This is a genomic window from Lactobacillus sp. UMNPBX15 (genome assembly GCF_002553785.1).
GTDB lineage: Bacteria > Bacillota > Bacilli > Lactobacillales > Lactobacillaceae > Lactobacillus > Lactobacillus crispatus.
Genome location: NZ_PCYV01000012.1, coordinates 1 through 23,538 on the forward strand (window position 1 = coordinate 1; position 23,538 = coordinate 23,538).

The 23,538-nt window shown below is 37.1% G+C and carries 22 protein-coding genes and 1 tRNA gene; 17 read left to right on the top strand and 6 right to left on the bottom strand.

All coding sequences use genetic code 11. From position 1 onward, the window contains the following. Positions 1-112 precede the first annotated feature (112 nt). From CP366_RS04400 to CP366_RS04420, 5 genes are all read right to left on the bottom strand, one after another. The gene (locus tag CP366_RS04400) at positions 113-1,684 is read right to left on the bottom strand and encodes a phage/plasmid primase, P4 family (RefSeq protein WP_233197972.1); all 1,572 of its coding nucleotides are present in this window, start codon (positions 1,682-1,684) and stop codon (positions 113-115) included. 85 nt (positions 1,685-1,769) lie between these two features. Further along, the gene (locus CP366_RS04405) at positions 1,770-2,078 is read right to left on the bottom strand and encodes a DNA-binding protein (protein WP_180707123.1); all 309 of its coding nucleotides are present in this window, start codon (positions 2,076-2,078) and stop codon (positions 1,770-1,772) included. Next, on the bottom strand, positions 2,068-2,343 hold the full coding sequence (locus CP366_RS04410) for a hypothetical protein (RefSeq protein ID WP_089147590.1): 276 nt from the start codon (positions 2,341-2,343) through the stop codon (positions 2,068-2,070). The genes CP366_RS04405 and CP366_RS04410 overlap by 11 nt, the downstream gene beginning before the upstream one ends. A 3-nt stretch (positions 2,344-2,346) precedes the next feature. Next, the gene (locus tag CP366_RS04415; RefSeq protein WP_089147591.1) at positions 2,347-2,565 is read right to left on the bottom strand and encodes a hypothetical protein; all 219 of its coding nucleotides are present in this window, start codon (positions 2,563-2,565) and stop codon (positions 2,347-2,349) included. Next, positions 2,558-2,761: a helix-turn-helix domain-containing protein gene (locus tag CP366_RS04420; RefSeq protein WP_089147592.1), complete on the bottom strand. Its 204-nt coding sequence runs from the start codon at positions 2,759-2,761 to the stop codon at positions 2,558-2,560. The genes CP366_RS04415 and CP366_RS04420 overlap by 8 nt, the downstream gene beginning before the upstream one ends. 136 nt (positions 2,762-2,897) lie before the next feature. Here CP366_RS04420 and CP366_RS04425 point away from each other — a divergent pair, with 136 nt between their 5' ends. From CP366_RS04425 to CP366_RS04445, 5 genes are all read left to right on the top strand, one after another. Then, complete coding sequence (locus CP366_RS04425) at positions 2,898-3,449, top strand: helix-turn-helix transcriptional regulator (RefSeq protein ID WP_089147593.1); 552 nt, start codon at positions 2,898-2,900, stop codon at positions 3,447-3,449. Between the two features lie 146 nt (positions 3,450-3,595). Further along, positions 3,596-4,747 (top strand): tyrosine-type recombinase/integrase, encoded by a 1,152-nt coding sequence (locus CP366_RS04430; protein WP_089147594.1) that lies wholly within the window; start codon positions 3,596-3,598, stop codon positions 4,745-4,747. 396 nt (positions 4,748-5,143) lie between these two features. Further along, positions 5,144-6,727 carry a peptide ABC transporter substrate-binding protein gene (locus CP366_RS04435; RefSeq protein ID WP_089147604.1) on the top strand — a complete coding sequence of 528 codons (1,584 nt, stop codon included), beginning with the start codon at positions 5,144-5,146 and terminating at the stop codon, positions 6,725-6,727. Between the two features lie 110 nt (positions 6,728-6,837). Further along, positions 6,838-7,953 (top strand): hypothetical protein, encoded by a 1,116-nt coding sequence (locus tag CP366_RS04440; protein WP_089147595.1) that lies wholly within the window; start codon positions 6,838-6,840, stop codon positions 7,951-7,953. An 87-nt stretch (positions 7,954-8,040) separates the two neighbouring features. After that, positions 8,041-8,742, top strand: a complete 702-nt coding sequence (locus tag CP366_RS04445; RefSeq protein WP_005720917.1) for a GntR family transcriptional regulator — start codon at positions 8,041-8,043, stop codon at positions 8,740-8,742. 47 nt (positions 8,743-8,789) lie between these two features. Here the strand turns inward: CP366_RS04445 and tagD are convergent, their stop codons facing one another. Then, positions 8,790-9,176, bottom strand: a complete 387-nt coding sequence (gene tagD / locus CP366_RS04450) for a glycerol-3-phosphate cytidylyltransferase (RefSeq protein WP_005720918.1) — start codon at positions 9,174-9,176, stop codon at positions 8,790-8,792. A gap of 126 nt (positions 9,177-9,302) precedes the next feature. Here tagD and CP366_RS04455 point away from each other — a divergent pair, with 126 nt between their 5' ends. From CP366_RS04455 to pcrA, 12 genes are all read left to right on the top strand, one after another. Further along, positions 9,303-10,034: a WecB/TagA/CpsF family glycosyltransferase gene (locus CP366_RS04455; protein ID WP_013085950.1), complete on the top strand. Its 732-nt coding sequence runs from the start codon at positions 9,303-9,305 to the stop codon at positions 10,032-10,034. A 10-nt stretch (positions 10,035-10,044) separates the two neighbouring features. Further along, positions 10,045-11,136: a glycosyltransferase family 4 protein gene (locus tag CP366_RS04460; RefSeq protein WP_013085951.1), complete on the top strand. Its 1,092-nt coding sequence runs from the start codon at positions 10,045-10,047 to the stop codon at positions 11,134-11,136. A gap of 86 nt (positions 11,137-11,222) precedes the next feature. After that, complete coding sequence (locus CP366_RS04465) at positions 11,223-12,701, top strand: nicotinate phosphoribosyltransferase (protein WP_089147596.1); 1,479 nt, start codon at positions 11,223-11,225, stop codon at positions 12,699-12,701. Then, the gene (gene nadE / locus CP366_RS04470; protein WP_005727201.1) at positions 12,698-13,528 is read left to right on the top strand and encodes an ammonia-dependent NAD(+) synthetase; all 831 of its coding nucleotides are present in this window, start codon (positions 12,698-12,700) and stop codon (positions 13,526-13,528) included. The genes CP366_RS04465 and nadE overlap by 4 nt, the downstream gene beginning before the upstream one ends. Before the next feature lie 186 nt (positions 13,529-13,714). Beyond that, positions 13,715-16,384, top strand: coding sequence for a calcium-translocating P-type ATPase, SERCA-type (locus CP366_RS04475; RefSeq protein ID WP_089147597.1), 2,670 nt, complete (start codon positions 13,715-13,717; stop codon positions 16,382-16,384). An 89-nt stretch (positions 16,385-16,473) separates the two neighbouring features. Next, a complete protein-coding gene (locus CP366_RS04480) occupies positions 16,474-17,628 on the top strand; it encodes a CDP-glycerol glycerophosphotransferase family protein (RefSeq protein WP_089147598.1) in 1,155 nt (384 codons plus the stop codon). Between the two features lies 1 nt (position 17,629). Beyond that, entirely contained in the window at positions 17,630-19,060 is a 1,431-nt protein-coding gene (locus CP366_RS04485; RefSeq protein WP_065989438.1) for an oligosaccharide flippase family protein, read from the top strand. Positions 19,061-19,062: 2 nt separating this feature from the next. Next, the gene (locus CP366_RS04490) at positions 19,063-19,761 is read left to right on the top strand and encodes a glycosyltransferase family 32 protein (protein WP_057726159.1); all 699 of its coding nucleotides are present in this window, start codon (positions 19,063-19,065) and stop codon (positions 19,759-19,761) included. A gap of 59 nt (positions 19,762-19,820) precedes the next feature. Then, a complete protein-coding gene (locus CP366_RS04495; RefSeq protein WP_089147599.1) occupies positions 19,821-20,279 on the top strand; it encodes a SprT family protein in 459 nt (152 codons plus the stop codon). Positions 20,280-20,355: 76 nt separating this feature from the next. After that, positions 20,356-20,440, top strand: a tRNA-Leu gene (locus CP366_RS04500). Between the two features lie 85 nt (positions 20,441-20,525). Then, positions 20,526-21,173 (top strand): glycoside hydrolase family 73 protein, encoded by a 648-nt coding sequence (locus tag CP366_RS04505; RefSeq protein WP_005720931.1) that lies wholly within the window; start codon positions 20,526-20,528, stop codon positions 21,171-21,173. Positions 21,174-21,258: 85 nt separating this feature from the next. Further along, complete coding sequence (pcrA, locus tag CP366_RS04510; RefSeq protein ID WP_089147600.1) at positions 21,259-23,505, top strand: DNA helicase PcrA; 2,247 nt, start codon at positions 21,259-21,261, stop codon at positions 23,503-23,505. Positions 23,506-23,538 lie beyond the last annotated feature (33 nt).

A 23,538-nucleotide genomic window follows, 5' to 3' on the forward strand; every position in this document is an offset into this window, starting at 1 on the left:
ATACGAGAAAGGAACTCCTTTTTCTAATGTTTAAAGAAATAAATTTAAGGAATCATTCATCCTTACACAAACTATTTTACAGTCTCGGGCGACAAGTACCCGACAAGCGACATTATTTATAGAAAATAGGTTGTTTTTTCTTATTTTCTTTGTAATATTTAAGCCAATATTCAGGCAATAATTTAGCATCATCTTTTTTAAAATAGTTAAGTGGCGCTTTATTTTTTCGATCATAGTTAAAGCTTTGTTCTTCGAGAATTGGTTTAATTCTTCTAGTAAAGGAATTTTGTGTTATGTTTGTAGAATTATGATTAGCTTCAGCATAATTATTAAATAATTGATATAAGAATTTAACAGGAATTCTAGTGCTGGTAAAGCCATTAACCACATCTGCAGCAAATGAACGTACAATATCGCTTTCTAATTGAATATCGGTAACCATTTCTTTACTTTCTTTAGTGTCAATGATGGTACTGGTATCAATGGTTAAAGCCTTTTTTAATAGCCATTGTAATAATTCTTCATTGTAAATATATTCATCTTTAATTTTTCTGCCTGCTGGTGTGTCGGGGTATTGATGATTAAATTTAATCAATCTAAATCTTCTGTATAAACCACCTGTCGTATCTCGGAAACGAGGGAAGGCGTTCATACTTTGAACAACGGTCGTATTAAATTTTGCGCTAAATGGGGGCATTCCTTTTGGATTAATTAATACAAGCTCATTAGTAACTACACTTTTTAATGTGCTACCATCATCAATATATTTGAGTGGTGGGTTATCATCTCCAATAATTAAAGAAGCTCCGTAAGCTTGGGCTAGTAGAAAATCATTATCAAATTCAGCCAATTTTAAGGCTGTATAATTATCTTTACCAACTAAATTCATTAGTAATTGTTCAAAGGTACTTTTACCCGTTCTACCTTGTCCATTATCAATTAAACAGAATAAAACGTTACTATTAGCTTTATTTTGTACAATTGTAGCGATTAGTTGCCATAATAATTGCTCTTTGTGTTTGTCGTTATCTGCTAGTTCTTTAAACCAATTACTTAATGACCAATTATTAAAAGTAGGTTCTGCAATATTTTTTTCATTGTAATTAGTTGCTACTTTAGTAGTGAACACTAAATCTGGACTAAATTTAATTAATTTATTTGTTTCTTTGTTAAATACTCCGTTCCCTACAGGTATTAAATTTTTATCTTTGTTTAAAGTAAGTGGTTGGGCTTCTAAAGCTAACCACTTTTTTATTTCTTTTCTGTTTCTTTCTTGTGTAGTATTATCTATAGCTAAAATTAATTTATCGATAATTCGGTTACTGTTGGAATATAAACCAGTATCAGGATTATAAAAAACTAAAGGGGCTTTCTCTAAATCACTAGCTGTATCACCAATAACCGCAAACTTAACGACTTGTTTTAAATCATCTGCAATTATTCTAGGTGGAACTCGTTTAATAATTTCTTTTCCTTTTTTCTTTTCCGTATTATCTTTTCGCCAGTTTTCGCCCATATTTTTTAGTAAATTAGTGGCTTGCTTTAAAGGTAGTTCATAGATTGTACTAACTGATTCTAATTGCTCTTGTTGTTCTAGTTCTTTGCCTTGTTTGGCTAATTCTTTGCCAATGTTAAACATATTTTTCCCTTGAATTGATGATTTTTTATTTGTATGATTATTCATATAGATTAATTACCTCATTTCTATTTTTTAGGTTAAGTATTAAATACTTAAGATTAACCTACTTGCACGCTATAAATATTTCTTGTTAGTCCTTAACTACGCCCATGGTTACGGGCTTTTTATTTTGCCTTTGTGAGGGCATCTCATGGGACTTTAGCCAGTTAGTTATACTTTGCTTGCCATAGAGTTTGCGCCCGTCTATGACAGCGACAGGCATCCCTAAAGAAGCCCAATATGTAATAGTTGATTCAGCAACGCCAAAATATTTGGCAATTTCTTTACGGTTTAAATATGGTTTGCTGGTGGTAGTGGCTTGCTTAATTGCATCTTTAACCACGCCCATAACAAAAGTTTTAATCTCGGTTTCTTGTGATTCATCTAATTTAAATTCCATTTTTGATGTCCTCCATTGCACAGGTGGTTAGAATGTCCCACGTTTCAATAAATTTACGATAGTTAGCAAAACCTAATTTCCCTTTAGTCCAAACGTTAAATCCTTTGTCGTGTGGCAATTTAACGACTAGAGCAAACGCATCATTTAACACATGCTTTCTATCATCTAAATAAAAATTGCTTTCTGGTTTTAATTCGGTATCAGGTTCACAGCCTAGAACACCATAATCTAGTGACTTATCTTTATTAATCATTAATGCTTTCATTGGTTAACATTCCTCTGGTTCATAGTCATCAAAATCATATCTACCGCTCTTAAGGTCTTGAATGGTCTGGGTTAAATCTGACCGCCAAACCTCTATAAATCGTTCTTCAATTTGATTAGAGCCGTACTCTACAATAGTTCCATCAACAAACGCACAGTAAAGCGTATTATCGTGATACCAGCGTTCAACTACGCCAGTACCATAGGGGCTATAGTTATTCATTGTTTGCCACCTCCTTTGTGGGATGCACCGTAACCGTATGAGATTTCATAAATTCATCGATTGCGGTTTTACTAATTCGTTTTGAGTTGCCAGCGATAACCACAGGTAAACCTAATTTAATGTAGTAATTAAGTGTTTTATGTGATTTAACACCTAGATACTTCATAGCTTCTTTAAATGAAAAATATTCTGTCATTTTTATCAATCCTTTCTGAATACATTTGTATTTAAGAAACTAAAGAAATTATAAAATAATACCTTTGTATTGTAAATACTTTTGTATTATTTTGTAGCAATTAATGGTATTATATTTATGAAAAGAGGTGTTATAAGTGAACAGATTAAATAAAATGAGAATTCAGAATAAATTAACCTTTAAAGAGTTAAGCGAAAAACTAAAAGAAAAGGGTATAAAAATTTCTCCTGATTCTTTAGCAAAATATGAACGTGGAGACAGAGAACCCAAAATAGATAAGTGGCAAGCTCTAGCAAACTTCTTTGATGTATCTGTACCATATTTACAAGGTATTGATGATAAGCCTAATACAGGATATTCAAAAGAATACATCTATAAATGTTTAGATGATGCTTATAAAGAAAAATGGAAAGATCCAACAGGGCAAATAATGGGCAGTACTTTTGATAGAACTGTAGATACGTATTTGAAATTAAACAAAATAAAAAAGCCCTCTAAAATCAGCTTAGATTTTTGGAGGGATAATTTTAGTTTTATCTTTGATAATTTTAATATCAATCGACTGTTAACCACTAAAGATAAGTATAGTGATAACGATATTAAACTTATACTTGAAACGGTTATATTTCTAAACTTTCCACAAATGAAACAAATAATTGAAGACTGGAATAATTCTCACGCTGACTAATGCTGACATTGCAATTCTAAAGCCATGTTCATTCTGATTGACTGATAACTAACAATCTTGCATCCCTGCAGCCACACATCACACATGTTAAATACTTAAGATTAGCCCACTTGCACGCTTTTTAAACTAATCGAGGTAAGAACAACATGAATAATGATATTAAGGAATATACAACACCTAGTGGTAAGAAACGTTATATGTTTTCAATCTATGTTTGTAAGGATGATTCAACAGGGCAATCAATCCAAATTAGAAAACGGGGCTACAAGAGCTTACAAGATGCACAAAAAGCATATTTGAATTATCAGCAAGACATTTTGAATGGTGAATATAATCCGAATGTTAACGCTCATATTAAGTTAAATAAGCTTATTGATGATTGGTTACCAGTCTATGAACCAACGGTGAAAGAAAGCACCTACGCAACCACATTGCGGATTATTGATAATCACATTAAAAAAGAGCTTGGTAGTTACTACCTTGATAAATTGAATGTAAGGCTATGCGATAAAGCCGTTAAGAAATGGTTCAAGAACTCACCTAAAGTATTTAAGCGCTATGCAATGTACACATCTAAGATCCTTGATTATGCGATTAGCCTAGAACTGATTAAAACTAATCCAATGAAAAAAGTAATTTTACCCAAACCTAAAAAGGATAAGAAAGAATTTGACGCTTTTTACAGTAAGCAAGAATTAGAAGATTTTTTATTTTGGGCTAAAGATTACTCATTTAAAGCATATGCGGTGTTTAGGTTGCTTGCATATAGTGGCATGCGTATTGGTGAATTAATGGCTTTACGGTGGAGCGATGTAGATTTATCAAAAGACACAATCACCATCGAGCGGACTTATTCAAAGGGGCTAAACAATAGACGTTTCATTACTACACCTAAGACTGTTAACGGTTTTCGTACAATTCATGTAGAGCATCAAACATTAAAGGTGTTAACAGAATGGAGAAAACAACAAACAGGGAACTTGATTAGATTAGGTGAAAATGTCTTTAATGCTAACCAATTGGTTTTTAGCAATCTAAATAATGAACCGCTTGAAAGTTATACAGTGGAAAAATGGAATAAGGCTATATGTAATAAGCACCATTTGAGACATATTAAGCTACACGGCTTTAGACATACCCACGCTTCATTGTGTTTTGAGGCTGGTTTAGCTATTGGAGATGTTAAAAACCGTTTGGGACATGCTTCAATAAGAACAACCATGGACGTTTACACCCATGTTACTAAGACAAAAGAGAAAGAAAGTGCCGATAAATTTAGTAGATTCATGGAGATGTAGGAACAATATTGCTTTATTAGGAGCAATATTTTAATTTCAGGAACAATATTTTAATTTCAGGAACAATATTTTAATTTCAGGAACAATATTTTTCTAGTGTGTTGGCATGCTAGGAGCAATATTCGGAGCAACATTTTAAATAAGGTTAGCTAAACACTTGATATAATGCGCTTTTCGAGGGATGCAATACGATTACACCCAACCCGAAAAAAGAAACGTCCTATGTGACGTTTCTTTTTTTGCCATTTTTGTATACGTATTGATTATAGCTATTATACGGAAAAAGTATTTGAAATTTCTTCCGTATTAGATATACTTGTAAAATGTAAGTATTAAACAAAAAGTAAGTAAAGGGTGAGAAGATTGAGACGTAAAAAATGGATTTTTTCAGGAGTGATGACAGCAGCTGCCGCATTGGTGCTGGTAGCTTGCTCTAACAATGGCAGTAATGCTGCACCGACTAAGACAATGAATACCTCTGTCACAAATGAAATTTCAACTTTAGATTCGAGCAAGTATGGAGATACGACTAGTTCAGAAGTTTTGCAGAATTCCATGGAAGGTCTTTACCGTTTTAATAAGAAAAATCAGCCAGAATTAGCTGGTGCGACAAAAGTTGAACGTTCTAAAGACCAGAAGGTCTATACTTTTACCTTACGCAATAATGCTAAGTGGTCTAACGGTGATCCAGTTACTGCCCTGGATTATGTAACGGCTTGGCGCAGAACCGTTGACCCAAAAAATTCATCTTTAGATGCCGATTCTTATGCCATTATCAAAAACGGTGAGGCAATTTCTCAAGGTAAAGCACCGGTAAATTCATTGGGAATCAAAGCACTCGGCAAGTATAAGGTGCAAGTTACATTAGCTAATCCAATTCCATATTTGTCACAAATCTTAGAGGGTGCACAATTCTATCCTCAGAATTCTAAATTGGTTAAAAAGTTAGGCTCTAAGTATGGGACTAGCAGTAAGAATCTAGTTTACAATGGTCCATTTACTGTATCTGGTTGGACAGGTTCAAATTTGAAGTGGACTTACAAGAAAAATCCAACTTACTGGAACAAGAAAATTGTTGATTTGAATAAAGTTAACGTACAAGTGGTTCAAACTCCTTCAACTGGGGTTAACTTGTTCAGAAGTGGTGAACTTGATTACACGACATTGACTTCTGATTTTGTTAAGCAGTATCAAAATAATTCTAGCTATCATACCAAAGTTACGCCAACTAATGGTTATCTTTCTTTCAACTTGAAGCGTAAGAGTACAGGCAATGTTCATATTCGTCGGGCCATTAGCCGGGCAATTAATAAGCAACAGTTAGTCAAGACCGTTTTGCATCAAGGCAAGGTGTCAAATGGAATTGTTGCCGCAAACTTTATTACCGATCAGGCAACTGGCAACGATTACCGCAAGGATGCTGGCGACTTGGTTACCTATAATGCCAAGGAAGCTAAAAAGGAATGGCAACTTGGTTTGAAGCAATTGGGTAAGAAGAAGCTAACCTTAGAATTGCTTACTTCAGATATTGACGATGCTAAGCGCGTGGGTGAATTTATTCAAAGCAATTTGATGAAAAATTTACCTGGTCTAACTCTACGGGTACGGTCAATTCCTTTGAAGTCACGGCTATCTAACACAACTAATCACAATTACGACTTTGTTTACGGAACTTGGCAGCCAAGTTATGAAGATCCAATTGATTTCTTGACAGTTGGTGGTTTGTTTAATTTAGCGCCAGATTATCACAATGCTAACTTCTGGAAGCAAATTGACTTGGCTCGTTCAACTTATGCCACTGATCCGCAGAAGAGATTGAATGCCTTAGTTAACGCTGAAAAACAATTAATTCAAAAGGATGCCTTTGCGGCACCACTATTCCAACAAGGTACGTCATACTTATTGAATAAGAGAGTGAAAGGTTTTCAACTTTCTCCTTATGGTAATGTGGCTTATTACTGGAATGTTAAAATGAAATAGTATAAGAAGCTAGGAATCGAACCTAGCTTTTTTGATGAGCAAAAATACAACATAAATTGAAGAAAATTAGTACAATAGTAATCGGTTTTTACGAGATGAAAGGATAATGGATGGCTAGGATAATTAGAGTAGGGGGATCTAGCAGTTCAGTCAGTTGGCACGAGGCTTTAAAGGATTTGCGTGCCGATGATGTGTTGATGCTGGGCCCCGGATATTATTATTTGCCGCAGGGCATCACACTAACAGATATCACAATTAAGGGAACAGGCTCTTTGCCAGAAGACACGACTATTTATGGCTATATTAGTGTTTCAGAAGATAATCGTTATGTAACTTTAGAAAATTTATGCATTGATACAACTACCGAACATAATAGCCTATCTGTACCAGTAGGCGTTGATGGCTATTTAACTTTGCGTAATTGCTTTATTAAGGGCACGGGAACTGATACAGCAGCTATCGCGGTTAATGGTAAGATCACGTTGGAACTTTATTCAACCAAAATTGTTAACGGTTCAGTTTCCATGTATGACCATGCCAATTTCCGTTTGGAAATGAATGATTCAGAAATTGATTATTTCTCGGACAAATATTGTGCTTTGGCAATTGAAGGCGAAGGAACAGCAATTGTAAATAATTCAAAGATTCACGGCAGTATTAATACTTTTGCCAAAACGAATGCGGAGTTGGATCTTAATAATTCGGAAGTAGATTATGTATTACTGCATGGGCAAACTTGGATGAATATGCTTAATTCAAAAGTTAAGTCTGCTAGCGATTCCTGCCTTTATTTAAGTGATGACTGCTGGAGCAATATTATGAATTCTACTTTTTTGGGTGGGGTTTATATTGATAAAAAGACACGGACAATCATTCAAAATTCAACCATCAATCGAATGATAGTAGTTGATGAAGCAAAAGTTACAATGAACAATGCCGTAATTTTAGCTCATGCAGATTTTCAAGATCAGGCGAAATGTGATGCTACACGTGTTACCTTCACTGGGAATATGAACTATGAGTACTTTTTAGCTTTGAGCGGTGAAGCTAATATGAAGGGCCACAATATTGTGCTGAATCCTAATCAGGCTAACTTAGCTGTTAAAGATGAAGCAAAATTTAGTGCCAGTGTAGTTGCTAATGATAATGAACAAGTTGAAGTGGAATATAACAAGCGTCCAAATGTTTATATTCTTGGAGTGAAGTGGACCGCTAAGAAAAAATAGTCTGTAAAATTGAAGCAGTGTTATTAATGCAAGCTAGACCAATTTAGATTATAATAATAGCAGTACTAAACTTTGGGGGTGGCGACTATGGAAGAACCGATGTATATCAAGATTCACAATCAGATTAAGCGTGATATTGAGAATCACGTTTATCAAGTAGGGGATCGTATTCCAGCAGAACGTCAATTGGCAGTTAAGTTTGGCGTTTCGAGAATGACTTTACGCCAAGCGATTAAAACATTAGAAGATGAAGGAATTTTAGAACGGCGCTTGGGTAGCGGAACCTATGTAGCTAGTCAAAAGGTTCAAGAAAAAATGTCAGGAATTATGTCCTTTACTGAGATTACTAAGGCTAATGGTCAAGTTCCTTCAAGTAAGTTAATTTCTTATCAGATTGGCAATCCATCTTTATCTGAAAAAGAGCGTCTTGCGCTAAAAGATAATGAGAACGTTTTGCGGATGGAGCGGATTCGCTACGCTGATAAGACACCAATTTGTTATGAAGTCGTAACGGTGCCATACTACTTAGTAAAGAATTTTTCTAAAGAAGATGTTTCAACGCACTTATATAAAACCTTAGAAAAGCGCGGTGGTTTTGCCATTGGACGAGTGACGGAACATATTTCTGCATCAATTGCCAACGAGCAAGATGCGCGTCTTCTTAAAGCTAAAAAAGGTGAACCGTTAATTACTAGACGACAGGTAACTGAACTAGCAGATGGGCAACCATTCGAATACACCCGCGCACGTTACGTTGCAGAACGATTTGAATTCACTTTTTCTAAGTAAACAAAAACTCCAATCTCATTCAAATTGAATGGAATTGGAGTATTTTTTTATTTAAGATCTTCTTTAATTTTAGTAGTGGAAATTCCTGGCGTTCTTGGCAGGTAAACCACATCACAATAAGGCTTAAGGAAGTCGAATTTTCCTTTCCAATCATCGCCCATGACAAAAGTGTCGATATGGTATTTTTGTACATCGGTGATTTTTTGATCCCAATCCTTTTCGGGGATGACTTGGTCGACATAACGGATAGCTTCCAAAATGTATTTACGTTCAGGGTAGGTATTGTAGGCTTCCTTGTGTTTTTTGAATTCGTTAAATTCATCGGTAGATAAACCTACTATTAAATAGTCGCCCAATTCTTTAGCTCTTTTAAGCAGTCGCACGTGACCGTAGTGAAGTAGGTCAAAGGTGCCATAGGTAATAACTCTTTTCATTTTTTCTCCTTTATTAAAACAATCTTATCATGTTTGAATAAAATATAAAACTTGAACATGTTTCTCGTACTTGCGTGTCGGAATGGTAGAATAGAAACTAGATAAGAAAACGCATGAGGTGTGAAAATGAGCAAAGTTAATATTTTAGGTGTTGATTTTGATAATAAAACTTTTAACCAATTCCAAAATGAATTTATTAATCGACTAAATAATCACCTGTCGACCTTTATTGTGACCGCTAATCCGGAGATTGTGATGGCGGCAAACGAGAATCCTGAATTTATGAAAATTCTAAAAAATGATCCCGATTATATTACTGCTGACGGGATTGGCATTGTAAAAGCAGCTAAAATGCTTAAGCAGCCGTTACCTGAGCGGGTGACTGGATATGATTTGTTTACTTGGCTGATGGATGTTGCTAACGATCGTGGTAGCCGAGTTTACTTAATTGGAGCTAAGCCACAAGTAATTCATGCAGTACAAAGCAAAATTGCTAAGGAATACTCAAATATTAATCTAGTTGGTGCAGAAGACGGCTACTTTACTGAAGATTTGGAACTAGTGGCACGGCGCATTCAGAAGGCACAACCCGATATGGTTTTTGCAGCATTAGGTTTCCCTAAGCAAGAAAAACTACTATCAATCTTACGTAAGAACGAAACACCAGCTTTGATGATGGGTGTGGGTGGCAGTTTTGATGTCTTTTCAGGTATCGTTAAAAGAGCACCAGAAGCTTTTCAAAAGACGCATTTAGAGTGGTTTTATCGCTTGATTACTAATCCTAGCAGATTTAAGCGGATGTTAGTTTTGCCACAGTTTGTTGTGCGAGTTAAACAGTCAAAAAAGAAGGGAAAATAATTTTACTAAGATGAAGGTTTTGCATGTAAATGCTGGTTTAGAAAATGGCGGCGGTTTATCACATATTGTTAATTTGTTAACTGAAGCAAAAAATGAAGGCAAAGATTTTGAATTATTAACGCTGGCAGAAGGACCAGTAGCACAAGCAGCAAGAGCGGCTGGGATTACTACACATGTGCTAGGAGCTAATAGTCGTTATGACTTAGGCAGTTTAGGTAGACTGACTAAGTTTATCAATGAGGGGCACTATGATATTGTGCATACTCATGGTGCGCGTGCCAACTTATTTTTATCTTTGATTCACAAGCGAATTCGTGCAACTTGGTGTATTACTGTACATTCAGATCCTTATCTAGACTTTGAAGGTAGGGGAATCATTGGCAATATTTTTACTAAACTTAATTTACGTGCGTTGAGAAAAGCTGATTGTATTTTCGTAGTAACTCAGCGTTTTGCCAAGCTACTAATTAATCGCGCACATGTGAATAAAAACAAGGTACATGTCATCTATAATGGCATCTTTTTCCACAGTGATAGTGAAATTCCAGCTAAATATGAACATACCTATTTTAATATTATTAACGTTGCTCGTACGGAAAAGGTTAAAGGACAAGAATTGCTCTTAAAAGCTGTGAAAAAATTAGATGATCAGCATATTCGTCTGCATATCGCGGGTGATGGTAGTCAGCTTGAAGCATTGAAGGCCTTGACGCGGCAATTGGACATGGCACCACAAGTAACTTTTCACGGTTTTATGACTCAACACCAATTGAGCGGATTATATAAGCGAATTGATCTAGCCGTCCTAACTTCATATTCAGAGAGTTTTCCACTTGTGCTTTTAGAGGCAACAGACAATTTAATCCCTATTTTGTCCACAGATGTAGGTGATATTCATAAAATGATTCCAGGCCCCGAATATGGTTTCATTGCTAAAACGGGAGACATTGATTCAATTGCTAAAGAGATTAATCTGGCCGTTAATAAAACCCATGAAGAGTTACGCCAGATGGCTAATACAGAAAAGCGGTATGCGGAGGAGCATTTTTCTATTAAAAATCAATTGGACTCAATTGAAAAAGTGTATTTAACTTTGAGGTAAAAATAGTTTTGAGAATAGCCAATGGACTGTAATGGCTGTATAATGAAAAACGAAATTGTTAATTTTTAATGACAGAAAGAGAAGCAATGTTTTATCCAGAATTAGCCAAAGACGATTCGTTGGCTTTACACACTGATTTATACGAAATTAATATGATGTATACCTATTTCAAGAAAGGGATTGCTGATCGCAATGCCGTTTTTGAAAGTTTTTACCGCAGGGAACCATTCGGCAACGGTTATGCTGTTTATGCTGGTTTGGAACACATCATTAACTATTTAAAGAATTTAAAGTTTACCGAAAGTGACCTGCAATATTTGAAAGAAAATGAAGGTTACGATGATGACTTTATTGATTATTTACGCAATCTAAAATTAAAGCTCACTATTCGTTCAATGAAGGAAGGCGAGCTGGTTTTTGCTAACGAGCCAATTTTGCAAGTTGAAGGTCCACTTGCCCAGTGTCAGTTAGTTGAAACTGCTATTTTAAATATTATTAACTTCCAAACTTTATTGGCAACTAAAGCTGCTAGAATCAAGTTAGCTGTTAAATATGATGGTCTAATGGAGTTTGGCTCTCGTCGTGCGCAAGAAACCGATGCGGCCATTTGGGGTGCTCGAGCTGCTTATATTGGCGGCTTTGATTCAACTAGTAATGTTCGTGCTGGTAAATTGTTTGGTATTCCTATTTCAGGGACTCATGCTCATGCTTTAGTTGAAGCATTTGGCAGTGAATATGACGCATTTAAGGCATATGCGGAAACACATAAGAATTGTGTTTTCTTGGTTGACACTTACGATACTGTCCGTAGTGGTGTGCCTAATGCTATCAAGGTGGCTAATGAAATGGGCGACAAGATTAACTTCTTGGGCGTACGAATTGACTCTGGGGATATGGCTTACATTTCTAAGCAAGTTCGTAAGGAGTTAGACGATGCTGGCTATCCAGATGCCAAGATTTTTGCTTCAAATGACCTTGATGAAAACACCATTACTAACTTAAAAATGCAAGGCGCTAAAATTGATGTCTGGGGCATTGGGACCAAGTATATCACTGCTTATGATCAACCAGCCCTTGGTGCTGTTTACAAGTTGGTTGCCATGGAAGATGAATTAGGCGCCATGCGGGATACATTGAAGATTTCTTCAAATGCCATCAAAGTTTCCACCCCAGGTAAAAAACAAGTATGGCGGATTAGCGCAAACACTGCTAAGAAAAATGAAGGTGACTGGGTATCTCGGTATAATGAAGATCCACGCAAATTTGACGCGCTCTTCATGTTCCACCCACAATATAACTATATTAATAAGGTGGTAACTGATTACACTGCTATTCCACTTTTACATGATATTTTTAAAGATGGAAAATTAGTTTATGATCAACCTAGTCTTGATGAAATTAAAAAATTCTGTGCTGACAACCTTGATGGTTTATGGGATGAATATAAGCGTAGCCTGAATCCGCAGGAATATCCAGTGGATTTATCACAAAACTTATACGAATCCAAGATGGATTTGATTCAAGACATTCGGCGTAAAATTAGAGAAAGAAGCATTGGTCGATGAGAGAATTACAAAAAGAAATTATCGCTTATGAACATGTTTTACCAGAAATTGACCCTAAAAAAGAAATTAGACGTTCAATTGATTTTTTGAAAGATTATTTAAAGGCTAATCCATTTCTTAAGTCATACGTCTTAGGTATTTCTGGTGGTCAAGATTCCACTTTGACTGGTAAATTGTGTCAAATGGCAATTGAAGAAATGCGTGAGGAAACTGGCGATGATTCTTATCAATTTATCGCTGTTCGTTTGCCTTATGGCGTTCAAGCAGATGCCCAAGATGCCGCAGATGCAGTCGCTTTTCAAAAGCCAGATCAGGATTTAATTGTTAATATTAAGGAACCAGTTGATGCTATGGTGAAGGTTGTAGAAGCAACTGGTCAAAAGATTACTGACTTTAACAAAGGCAATATTAAGGCGCGGCAAAGAATGGTAGTTCAATATGCCATCGCTGGTGCTAATAAGGGTGCTGTTGTTGGTACCGACCATGCTGCAGAAAACTTTAGTGGCTTTTACACTAAGTTTGGTGATGGTGCCGCTGATTTGACGCCATTGTTCCGTTTGGACAAGCGTCAAGGCAAGGCTTTGCTTAAGGAATTAGGTTGTCCTAAGCATTTATATGAAAAGGCTCCAACCGCAGACCTTGAAGAAGAAAAGCCAGATTTGCCAGATGAAGTTGCCCTCGGTGTAACTTACCAAGAGATTGATGATTACCTTGAAGGTAAGGAAGTATCAGATAAGGCAGCTGATCAAATTGAAAAATTATGGAATAAGAGTAAACACAAGCGTCATTTGCCGGTTACTGTCTTTGATGACTTTTATAAAAAGTAAAAGCAATTCGCTAAAACTTGTAGATAGCTAAAATTTTGCTTATAATTAGCTTGTCATAAGGGAGTAACAGCAATTGCTTGCGATGAATCCAACAGCCGAAGTAAGATACTTCTGGATTTATCTTAATTCGTGAGACTTATGTGCTACAAGCATGTAAGTCTCTTTTTTATTTTTGAGGAGAGGAAAATGGCGAAAAAATATTATGTCGAGTCGATTCCCGATATTGAAAAAGATCTTAACACGTCCGTTAAGGATGGGTTAAGTGCTAGTGATGCCAAAGCTAGATTAGAGCAATATGGTCCCAATGCCTTAGCTTCCAAGAAAAAGCAAAGCATGTTCATGCGTTTTATTGATCAATTCAAAGACTTTATGATTATTGTTTTGATCATTGCCGCGATTTTGTCTGGGGTATTAGCTCATGAGTGGACTGATGCCGCAATTATTATGATTGTGGTCATTTTGAACGCAATTTTAGGCGTCTTTCAAGAAGCACGTTCCGAAGCTGCGATTGATGCTTTGAAGGAAATGGCTACGACGGATGCGCATGTGCGCCGTGATGATACAATCGTTACTATTCCAAGCACAGAATTGGTTCCTGGAGATGTAGTTTTACTAGAAGCTGGGGATGTGGTTCCTGCTGACTTACGCTTGAATCAAGCCCACAGCTTGAAGATTGAGGAATCAGCGTTAACCGGTGAATCAGTTCCAGTTGAAAAGCATGCAGAAACTTTAGAAGGTGAAGACATTGCTTTAGCTGACCGCGTAAATATGGCTTATTCCAATACTAATGTGACCTATGGTCGTGCTGAAGGAATCGTAACTAGTACGGGAATGCACACCGAAGTTGGTAAAATCGCTACAATGTTGAACAATGCTGATGAAACTGATACACCGTTAAAGCGAAACTTGAATCAACTGGGAAAGACCCTAACCATCATGATTTTGGCAATCTGCGTGATTGTCTTTATCGTAGGAGTGCTCAAGGCTGATCCAGCAGAGCGTAACTCTACTTTAATGATTAACATGTTCTTGGTTGCCGTTTCCTTGGCTGTAGCTGCAATTCCGGAAGGCTTGCCAGCAATTGTAACGATTATTTTGGCACTAGGTACGCAAACGATGGCCAAACATAAGGCGATTGTCCGTAAATTGCCTGCTGTTGAGACATTGGGTGCTACAGACATTATTTGTTCTGATAAGACTGGTACGTTGACCCAGAACCGGATGACAGTTGAAAAGGTCTTCTATGATAAAAAGTTACATGATAATAGTGAAAGTATTAGCGAAAATAACCCAGCTTTATTGGCAATGACTTTGGCTAATGATACTAAGATTGAAAATGGCGGAGACTTATTGGGTGACCCAACAGAGACCGCCCTGATTCAATTTGCTTTTGATCAAAACATTGATGTAACTGACTTGCTTGAAAAATACAAACGAATTCAAGAAGTGCCTTTTGATTCAGAACGGAAATTGATGAGTACTGTTAATAAAGATGGCGAGCAATACTTTGTAGCGGTCAAAGGCGCACCAGATATGTTGTTACAGCGAGTAACTAGGATTGAAAATGGTGGTCAAGTAGAGCCGATCACAGATAAGCAGAAGCAAAATATTTTAGCGCAAAACAAGCAGATGGCACAACAAGCTTTACGTGTCTTAGGGCTTGCTTATAAGAAAGTCGACCAATTGTACACCGATCCAACAACTGATAATGTTGAACAAGATTTAATTTTTGCTGGGTTAGTCGGAATGATTGATCCAGAACGTGGTGAAGCTAAAGCGGCCGTGGCTGAAGCAAAGAGTGCTGGTATTAGAACAGTAATGATTACTGGTGATCACCAAACAACTGCTCAAGCAATTGCGGAACGCCTAGGTATTATTGAAAAAGGTCAGGATAGCCGCGTTTTAACTGGGGCTGAACTTGATAAACTAGATGATGAATATTTCAAACAGCATGTTGGTGACTACAGCGTTTATGCTCGTGTTTCACCAGAGCACAAGGTTAGAATTGTCAAGGCTTGGCAGGCTAATGACAAGATTGTTGCAATGACTGGTGATGGGGTAAACGATGCTCCAAGTTTGAAGCAAGCTGATATCGGAATTGGCATGGGAATTACTGGGACCGAAGTTTCTAAAGGAGCCAGCGATATGGTTTTGGCTGATGATAACTTTGCCACGATCGTTGAAGCAGTAAAGCAAGGACGCAAGGTCTTCAGTAATATCCAAAAGGCCATTTTATATTTAATGAGTTGTAACGTGGGTGAAGTATTAACAGTTTTCATGATGACAATGCTAGGTTGGGATATCTTAGCTCCTGTGCAGCTCTTGTGGATCAACTTGGTAACGGATACTTTGCCAGCTATTGCTTTAGGTGTTGAACCAGTGGAAGCTGGAATTATGAAGCGCAAGCCGCGTGGTAAGAAGTCTAACTTCTTTAGCGGTGGTGTTGCCAGTTCAATTATTTACCAAGGAATTTTGGAAGGAATTTTAGTTTTAGGTGCATACCAAATTGGTTTGCATGTCGGTCCACATGTGGGTGATCCATCGTTGCAACATGGGGATGCATTGACAATGGCCTTCTTGACTTTGGGCTTGATTCAGCTGTTCCATGCAATTAATTCCAAGTATGTACATCAGTCGATTTTTAGACCGCATACTTTTTCTAACAAGTGGTTCAATGGTGCAATTATCATTGCTGCTGTAATTATGGCAGCGGTAGAATTGCCATTTATGACTAAGTTCTTTGATGTGACTGAACTTGATGGACCACAGTGGTTAGTCATTTTAATTGCCGGAATTTTGATGGTTTTGATTGTTGAAATTGTTAAATTCTGCCAGAGAAAAATGGGTAAAGAATAAAGTTTAGCAAAAATAAAGAAAAAAGCTTGAGTTTGCTCAAGCTTTTTTTATATGCTTTAGGTATTAGACTATTTTAAGGAAGTATTTTAATGAAAAGCTTTTTATTCCGTCTTTATTTGGCTTGGATGAGTTTTTTGGCTAGATTTACCACGATGGAAAACAATAATGTGGTTATCCTGAATGGTTCAGGTAGGTCTGGATCTAACGGCTATGCTTTTTACAAGTGGCTGCAATTGAATCATCCTGAATATAACGTTACATTAGTTGAGCCGTGGCCATCGTCACACTTGAAGTGGAAAACCTGGCAGAAAATCGGAGCAGCGCGATATGTAATTACAACGCACCAACCATTTAAGGTGCGCAAGCATCAAATTAATGTCCAGTTGTGGCATGGCGTTCCACTCAAGCGCATGGGAATTATGGCTAATAATACTAAGCGACGCGACAATCGCCGTAACGAAAAATTGTGGCACAAGAATGCGGATATTGTTGCTTCTAGCTCTGATCTATATGAATCACTAATGAGTGCTTGTATGGCAATTGAGACAAAAAAATACCGCAAGCTGGGCTTTCCGCGTTTGGATTTATTGGCTAAGCCGGTAATTTCGAAGAAACAATTGTTGGCTGACTTATTTAAAACTGAGGACGATCAGGCACAGATCGGGATCTATATGCCAACTTTTCGTTATGAATTGGAAGATAAATCCATTATGGAGAAAATCAAAGAGAGAAACTTTTTTGCCTTTCGGGATTTTGATGTTGAAAAATTAAATACAGAATTAAAGAAGCGGCATCAATATCTGATTGTAAAATTGCATCCCTATGAAATGCGCTTATTTGCCAATTTCAAGAGCAGTTATTCTAACATTGCTTTCATGAACAATGATTACTTGTTTGACCACAATTATGATTTGTACGAATTGCTCGGTGATACTGATTTCTTGATGACAGACTTTTCGTCAATCTACTTTGATTACTTGCACTTGAACAAACCGATTGTGTTTGTGACTAACTTTTTAGAGCAATATGAAAAAACGCGCGGATTACTAATGGGACCATATGCTGAGATTACTCCCGGAATCTGTGTTAATTCAGAGGATGAACTAATTCGCAATCTGGATCAACTTGATAACCAGCAGATTGCTAATCGCCGTCTTTACTGGCTACATTTGACTAACCAGGTGCATAGTGATTCATATTGTGAGAACGTCTTTAAGTATATGACGCAGGAATATCGAGGTTAAAATGCGTAAAACATTTTTAAACATCTTATATAATGCGGTTTATCAGATTTTTATTGTATTGGTGCCACTGATTACTGTACCGTATTTATCGCGTGTCTTAGGTCCTAAGACTTATGGGATTTATAGCAGTGTGAACAATACGGTGCAATTCTTGATGATTTTTTGTATTCTGTCTGTGTCGTATGTAGGGATGCGAACAATTTCACGGACGCGCACTTATGGTACACCGCAGGAGCTAACCAATGCTTTCTGGGGGTTATGGTATTTCCAAGGAATCGCCGGTATTATCACCATTTTAGTCACGGTTTTTGTAGCGACTGTATTTCACGTTCAATATTGGTTTTATATCTTGTTGATGGTGCCATACTTGATCTCAGCACAGGTTGATATTTCATGGTTCTTTCAAGGACTAGCTGACTTTGGTCGTGTTGTTTTGAAAAACACGGCGGTAAAGTTAGTTAGTGTGGTTCTAATTTTATTATGGGTAAAATCACCTGCTGACTTGTGGAAATATTTACTGATCATGTCAGTGTCGACAATGCTAGGTTCCTTTGTCTTTTGGTTTGATATTCGGCGCTATGTAGGAAAACCCGTTGCTCATTTTTACAAATTTAAACAGACGGCAATTGCAATTGGTACTTTGATGATTCCACAGATTGCGACTCAAATTTATACTTCGCTGGATAAACCAATTTTGGGTTGGTTTTCTAATTCGACTCAGGTTTCTTTTTATGACAATTCACAACGAATTTCAAATATGATTCTGGGTGTAATTACCAGTATTTCGCTAGTCATTATGCCTAAGATGGCGAGCGAAGGAAAAAAGGCACAAAAGATAGTGATGAAAAAATCACTGGAAGCTACTGTAATGCTGGGTACCTTGTTCGCCGTAATTATTATGGCAAATACCAAGCAGTTTGTACCGTTTTTCTTTGGTAATAAATATGTTCCGATGACTCCATTAATGTTTTGGTTTACCTTAACAATTATCATGATTCCGACTGGCGGGGTATTTGCTAACCAATTTGCTTTGGCTAACCAGCGAGACAAGGATTATGCTGTGCCAGTAGTTATTGGGGCAATTTTAGAAATTGTCTTGAGTTATCTCTTAGATAGGCCATATGGTGCAGTTGGGGCTATGATTGCAATATTAATTACTGAAGCAGTAGTTTTAATTTTGCGGCTCTGGGTTGTACGTGATGGCTATGAATTTAGTTATGTTTTCCATGACGTGCCCAAGTATTTGTTAATTGCGGTGCTAACCTTGGCTATTGGAATGTTTATGCCTAATATAATTCCGTCTGCCTTTTTCAATATGGCTTTTAAGTCAATTGTCATGTTAATTATTTATCTGACATTGATGTTCTTGTTCAAGCTTGATTTTAATGATGATATTGTGAAGCTAATTAAGAACTTTTTGAAGCGAGGTTAAAAATGATTCCTAAAAAAATTCATTATGTTTGGGTAGGACACAATCCTAAATCCCCGATAATTGAAGAATGTATTGCAACCTGGAAGAAAAAATTGCCTGATTATCAAATTATTGAGTGGAATGAAGATAATTTTGATATGCATGAGAACCGTTATATTGAACAAGCTTATGCTGCAAAAAAATGGGCCTTCGTGTCAGACTATGTTCGAGCACGGGCTATTTATGAACAAGGTGGGATATATTTAGATACTGATGTTAGAGTCGTGGATAAGTTAGATAGTCTTTTGAATGATTCTGCCTTTATTGGTTTTGAAAACCATGATTATCTGTCAGCTGCAATTTTTGGTGCAGAAAAAGGCCACCCATTTATGCAGGATATTTTGGATTATTATCAAGATCGTGATTTTGAATATGACACTAAGAATCAGATGGCGGGAGTAAATAGTATTTCCGTTACTGAAATGCTGGTAAATAAGTATGGCTTAAAGCTAGGTAATCAGGAGCAAGTGTTAAAAGATGGCATTCATGTCTATTCAGATGGAGTTCTGTGTAATCCTTCTAAGGACTCCAAATCGATTCACTTATTCACTGGAACCTGGATGGATGGTAAAAAGTCATTCAAACATGACTTAGTAACTTTCTTGAAACGACACATTAGTACGCCTAAGCAGGCGGGGATGTATGCCAAGATATTTAGGTAGCAAAAAATCAGCGAGATTAAATTCTTGCTGATTTTTATTTTTGGAATAAAATTTTATCCATGAATGAGAATGAATTACAAAATTTAGTTGAAGAAATTTCGTTAAAATATTTTGATCGCCCTTTTAAGCACCGTGTAAAAATTAATCGGCGAATGACCACAACAGGTGGGCGTTATCATTTGGATGATCACCATCTTGAAATCAACGCGCATTTTTTAGTACCACAATATCATGATTATCTAGTAGGAATCATTAAGCATGAATTAACCCACTATCATTTGCATTTATTGAGCTTGGGTTACCGACACCGTGATCGCAATTTTAAAATCTTGCTGAAAAAAGTTGGAGGCAGTCGTTATGCACCTGATATTGGCTTACGTAAAAAGAAAAAATATCGTTACCTATATCTTTGTGAAAACTGTGGGTTGAGATACCCAAGAATGCGCAGGATTAATACACAAAAGTATCGTTGTGGTAAATGTAGGGGACACCTGCGTTTAGCGCAAACTTTTGCGTAAAATGATCAGAAATTTAAAATAATTTATATTTTTTCTTGCATCTCAACTGTATTTAGGCTATTATAGTTGATGTGCCGCGGGCGTGGCGGAATGGCAGACGCGCAAGACTAAGGATCTTGTGATCGCTTTAGATCGTGGAAGTTCGAGTCTTCTCGCCCGCACTGATTGAGAAGTCGCAGTGAGCGACTTCTTTTTTTTACTCAAAAATCGGTTATACTTTAATTAGTAATTAAAGGGAATAAAACTATGGCAAGAAAACGTAAATCAAGAGTACCAAAAAGTGTCAAAACCGTTGTGCGTGTATTCGTAATTCTATTTATTCTGATGGTTGCTTTTGTCGGCTTTAGATATTATAGGCGTTACGCGATTCAATCAGAGCAGATTCGACAAGCACAGCTGCAAAAAGAACAGGAAGCAGCAAAATTATTAAAACAGAAAAAAGACTTTATCAAAAAAATTGGTCCGATTGCGCGCGAAGTGGACAAGTCGTATGACTTATTGCCAAGCATCACGATTGCTCAAGCCTGCCTAGAAAGTAATTATGGACAAAGTGATTTGTCGCAAAAATACAACAATCTTTTTGGTGTTAAAGGATCCAACCCGAACACTTCGGCAGTGATGACAACTAAGGAATATGTAAAGAATAAGTGGGTTACCGTGAAGGCGCGTTTCCAAATATATGACTCATATGAGGCTTCTATTCGGGCTCACGCTAGATTATTCCAGAATGGGACAACGTGGAACCACGATCAGTATAAGCATGTTCTAGCATCCAAAGATTATAAGACACAAGCTAAAGCTTTGGTTACCGACGGCTATGCGACTGATCCGGACTATGCCGATAAGCTGATTAATTTGATTGAACAGTTTGATCTTGAAAAATATGATAAGTAAATCTAAAGCAGCGAATTAGTCGCTGCTTTTTTGGTATAATATTCAAGTTGCATTAATGAAATAATTTTTAGTGAAGGGGAAAATAATGAGCGAAAAATCTATCTTAGCTGGTCTAAATCCGCAACAAAAAGAAGCGGTAGAAACCACTGAAGGACCTTTATTAGTCGTTGCTGGTGCGGGTTCAGGTAAGACTTCTGTTTTAACGAGACGAATTGCCTACTTAGTTGAAGAAAATCATGTTGCACCTTGGAATATTTTAGCCATTACCTTCACCAATAAGGCGGCTAGTGAAATGCGTGAGCGTGAGCAAAAGTTGCTGGGGCCAGCAGCTAACGACATTTGGATGTCGACTTTCCACGCTTTATGTGTGCGGATCTTGCGTCGGGATGCAGATAAGATTGGTTATGGTCATAATTTTTCAATTGCTGATTCGGCCGAGCAATTAACTTTGGTTAAGCATATTGAAAAAGACCTGAATATCAATCCGAAGATGTATGACCCACGCGGAATTTTGGCAGCAATTTCTAATGGTAAGAACGATTTATTGGATCCAGAAGCTTTTGCAAGCAGTACTTCTTCACCATTTGAAAAGATGGCAGCCAAAGTTTATGAGGAATACCAACGTAGATTGCGCCGCGATCAGATTATGGACTTTGATGATTTGATCATGCAGACCTTGGTTTTATTCAAAAAAGATAATGAGGTCTTGCATTATTATCAAAATAAATTCCGCTATTTACTAGTTGACGAGTATCAGGATACTAACCAGGCTCAATATGAACTCTGTCATGCTTTGGCTGCACAATACAAGAATATTTGTGTAGTTGGGGATGCCGATCAGTCAATCTATGGCTGGCGCGGTGCTAATATGGAAAACATCATGAATTTTGAGCAGGATTACAAGAAATATGATGTTAAGACTGTGAAGCTAGAACAAAATTACCGGTCTACTGGTCACATTTTATCCGCAGCTAACTCGGTCATCAAAAATAACCAGAACCGGAAGGCTAAGAACTTGTGGACTGATCAAGGTGATGGGCAAAAGGTAACCTACTATCAAGCTCAAAGCGGTGATGATGAAGCTCACTACATCATTTCAAAGATCCAAGAAGAAGTTAAAGATAAAAAACGGGCTTATAAAGATTTCGCAATTCTTTATCGGACTAATGCTCAGTCTAGAACAGTCGAAGAAGCTTTCGTTAAAAGCAATATTCCTTATCAAATCGTTGGTGGACATAAATTCTATGACCGCAAAGAAATTAAAGATGTGATGGCTTACTTGAAGTTAGTTGCTAATCCAGCTGATACGATGAGTATGAACCGAATTATTAATACTCCAAAGCGGGGAATCGGTGCCGCTACTGTGGATAAGTTGATAACATTTGCGGATGAAAATCACTACAACATTTTAGATGCGATGGGACATGTGGCTGAAAGTTCAATTAATACTAGAGCAGCCAAGAAATTAAGCGATTTTGGTACTAAATTACGTGATGCAATTACTTATGCTCAAAATGGTACAGTAACTGGTTTAACTGAAAAAATCTTAACTGATTTTGATTATACCGATGCCTTGCGAGCTGAAAATACAATTGAATCAGAAACGCGTTTAGAAAACTTGGATGAATTCTTGTCAGTTACTAAGCGTTTTGATGATCATTATGAGCCCGAAGAAGATGAGTCTAATCCATTAAGCGACTTCTTGGCTGAAGTATCTCTACTTAGCGATCAAGATGATCTTGATGAAGATGACAATCAAGTAGCTTTAATGACTTTACATGCAGCTAAGGGACTAGAATTCCCAGTGGTTTTCTTAATTGGCATGGAAGATGGGCTTTTCCCGTTGCAACGTGCAATGATGGATGACAATGAATTAGAAGAAGAGCGGCGCCTAGCTTACGTGGGAATTACTCGGGCTAAGCAAGAACTGTTTTTAACTAATGCTTACTCACGGATGATGTATGGCAGAATGCAAAATAATCCGCCTTCAAGATTCTTGGACGAAATTGATGAACAGGATCTGCACAAAGAAGAAAATGAAAAATTACAAAGCAGCTTTATCCAATCTAGCTTTGAGAAGCAGACGGCACCATTTGCTCGCAAAGCCGAACGAGCTCGCGCTGAAGTTTATACTGCTAAGAAAGCTTCAGGCGCTATCGGTGCTGAAAAGAAGGGCTGGAATGTAGGCGACCAAGTCGAGCATAAAGCTTGGGGACGTGGTGTTGTAACTAAAGTTAATGGCACTGGTGAAGATATGGAGCTGGATATTGCTTTCCCTGGTAAAGGAATCAAACGGCTTTTGGCTGCTTTTGCGCCAATTAAGAAGGTATAATTAAAGAAAGATTGATTTGGATCAGGAGGGAAA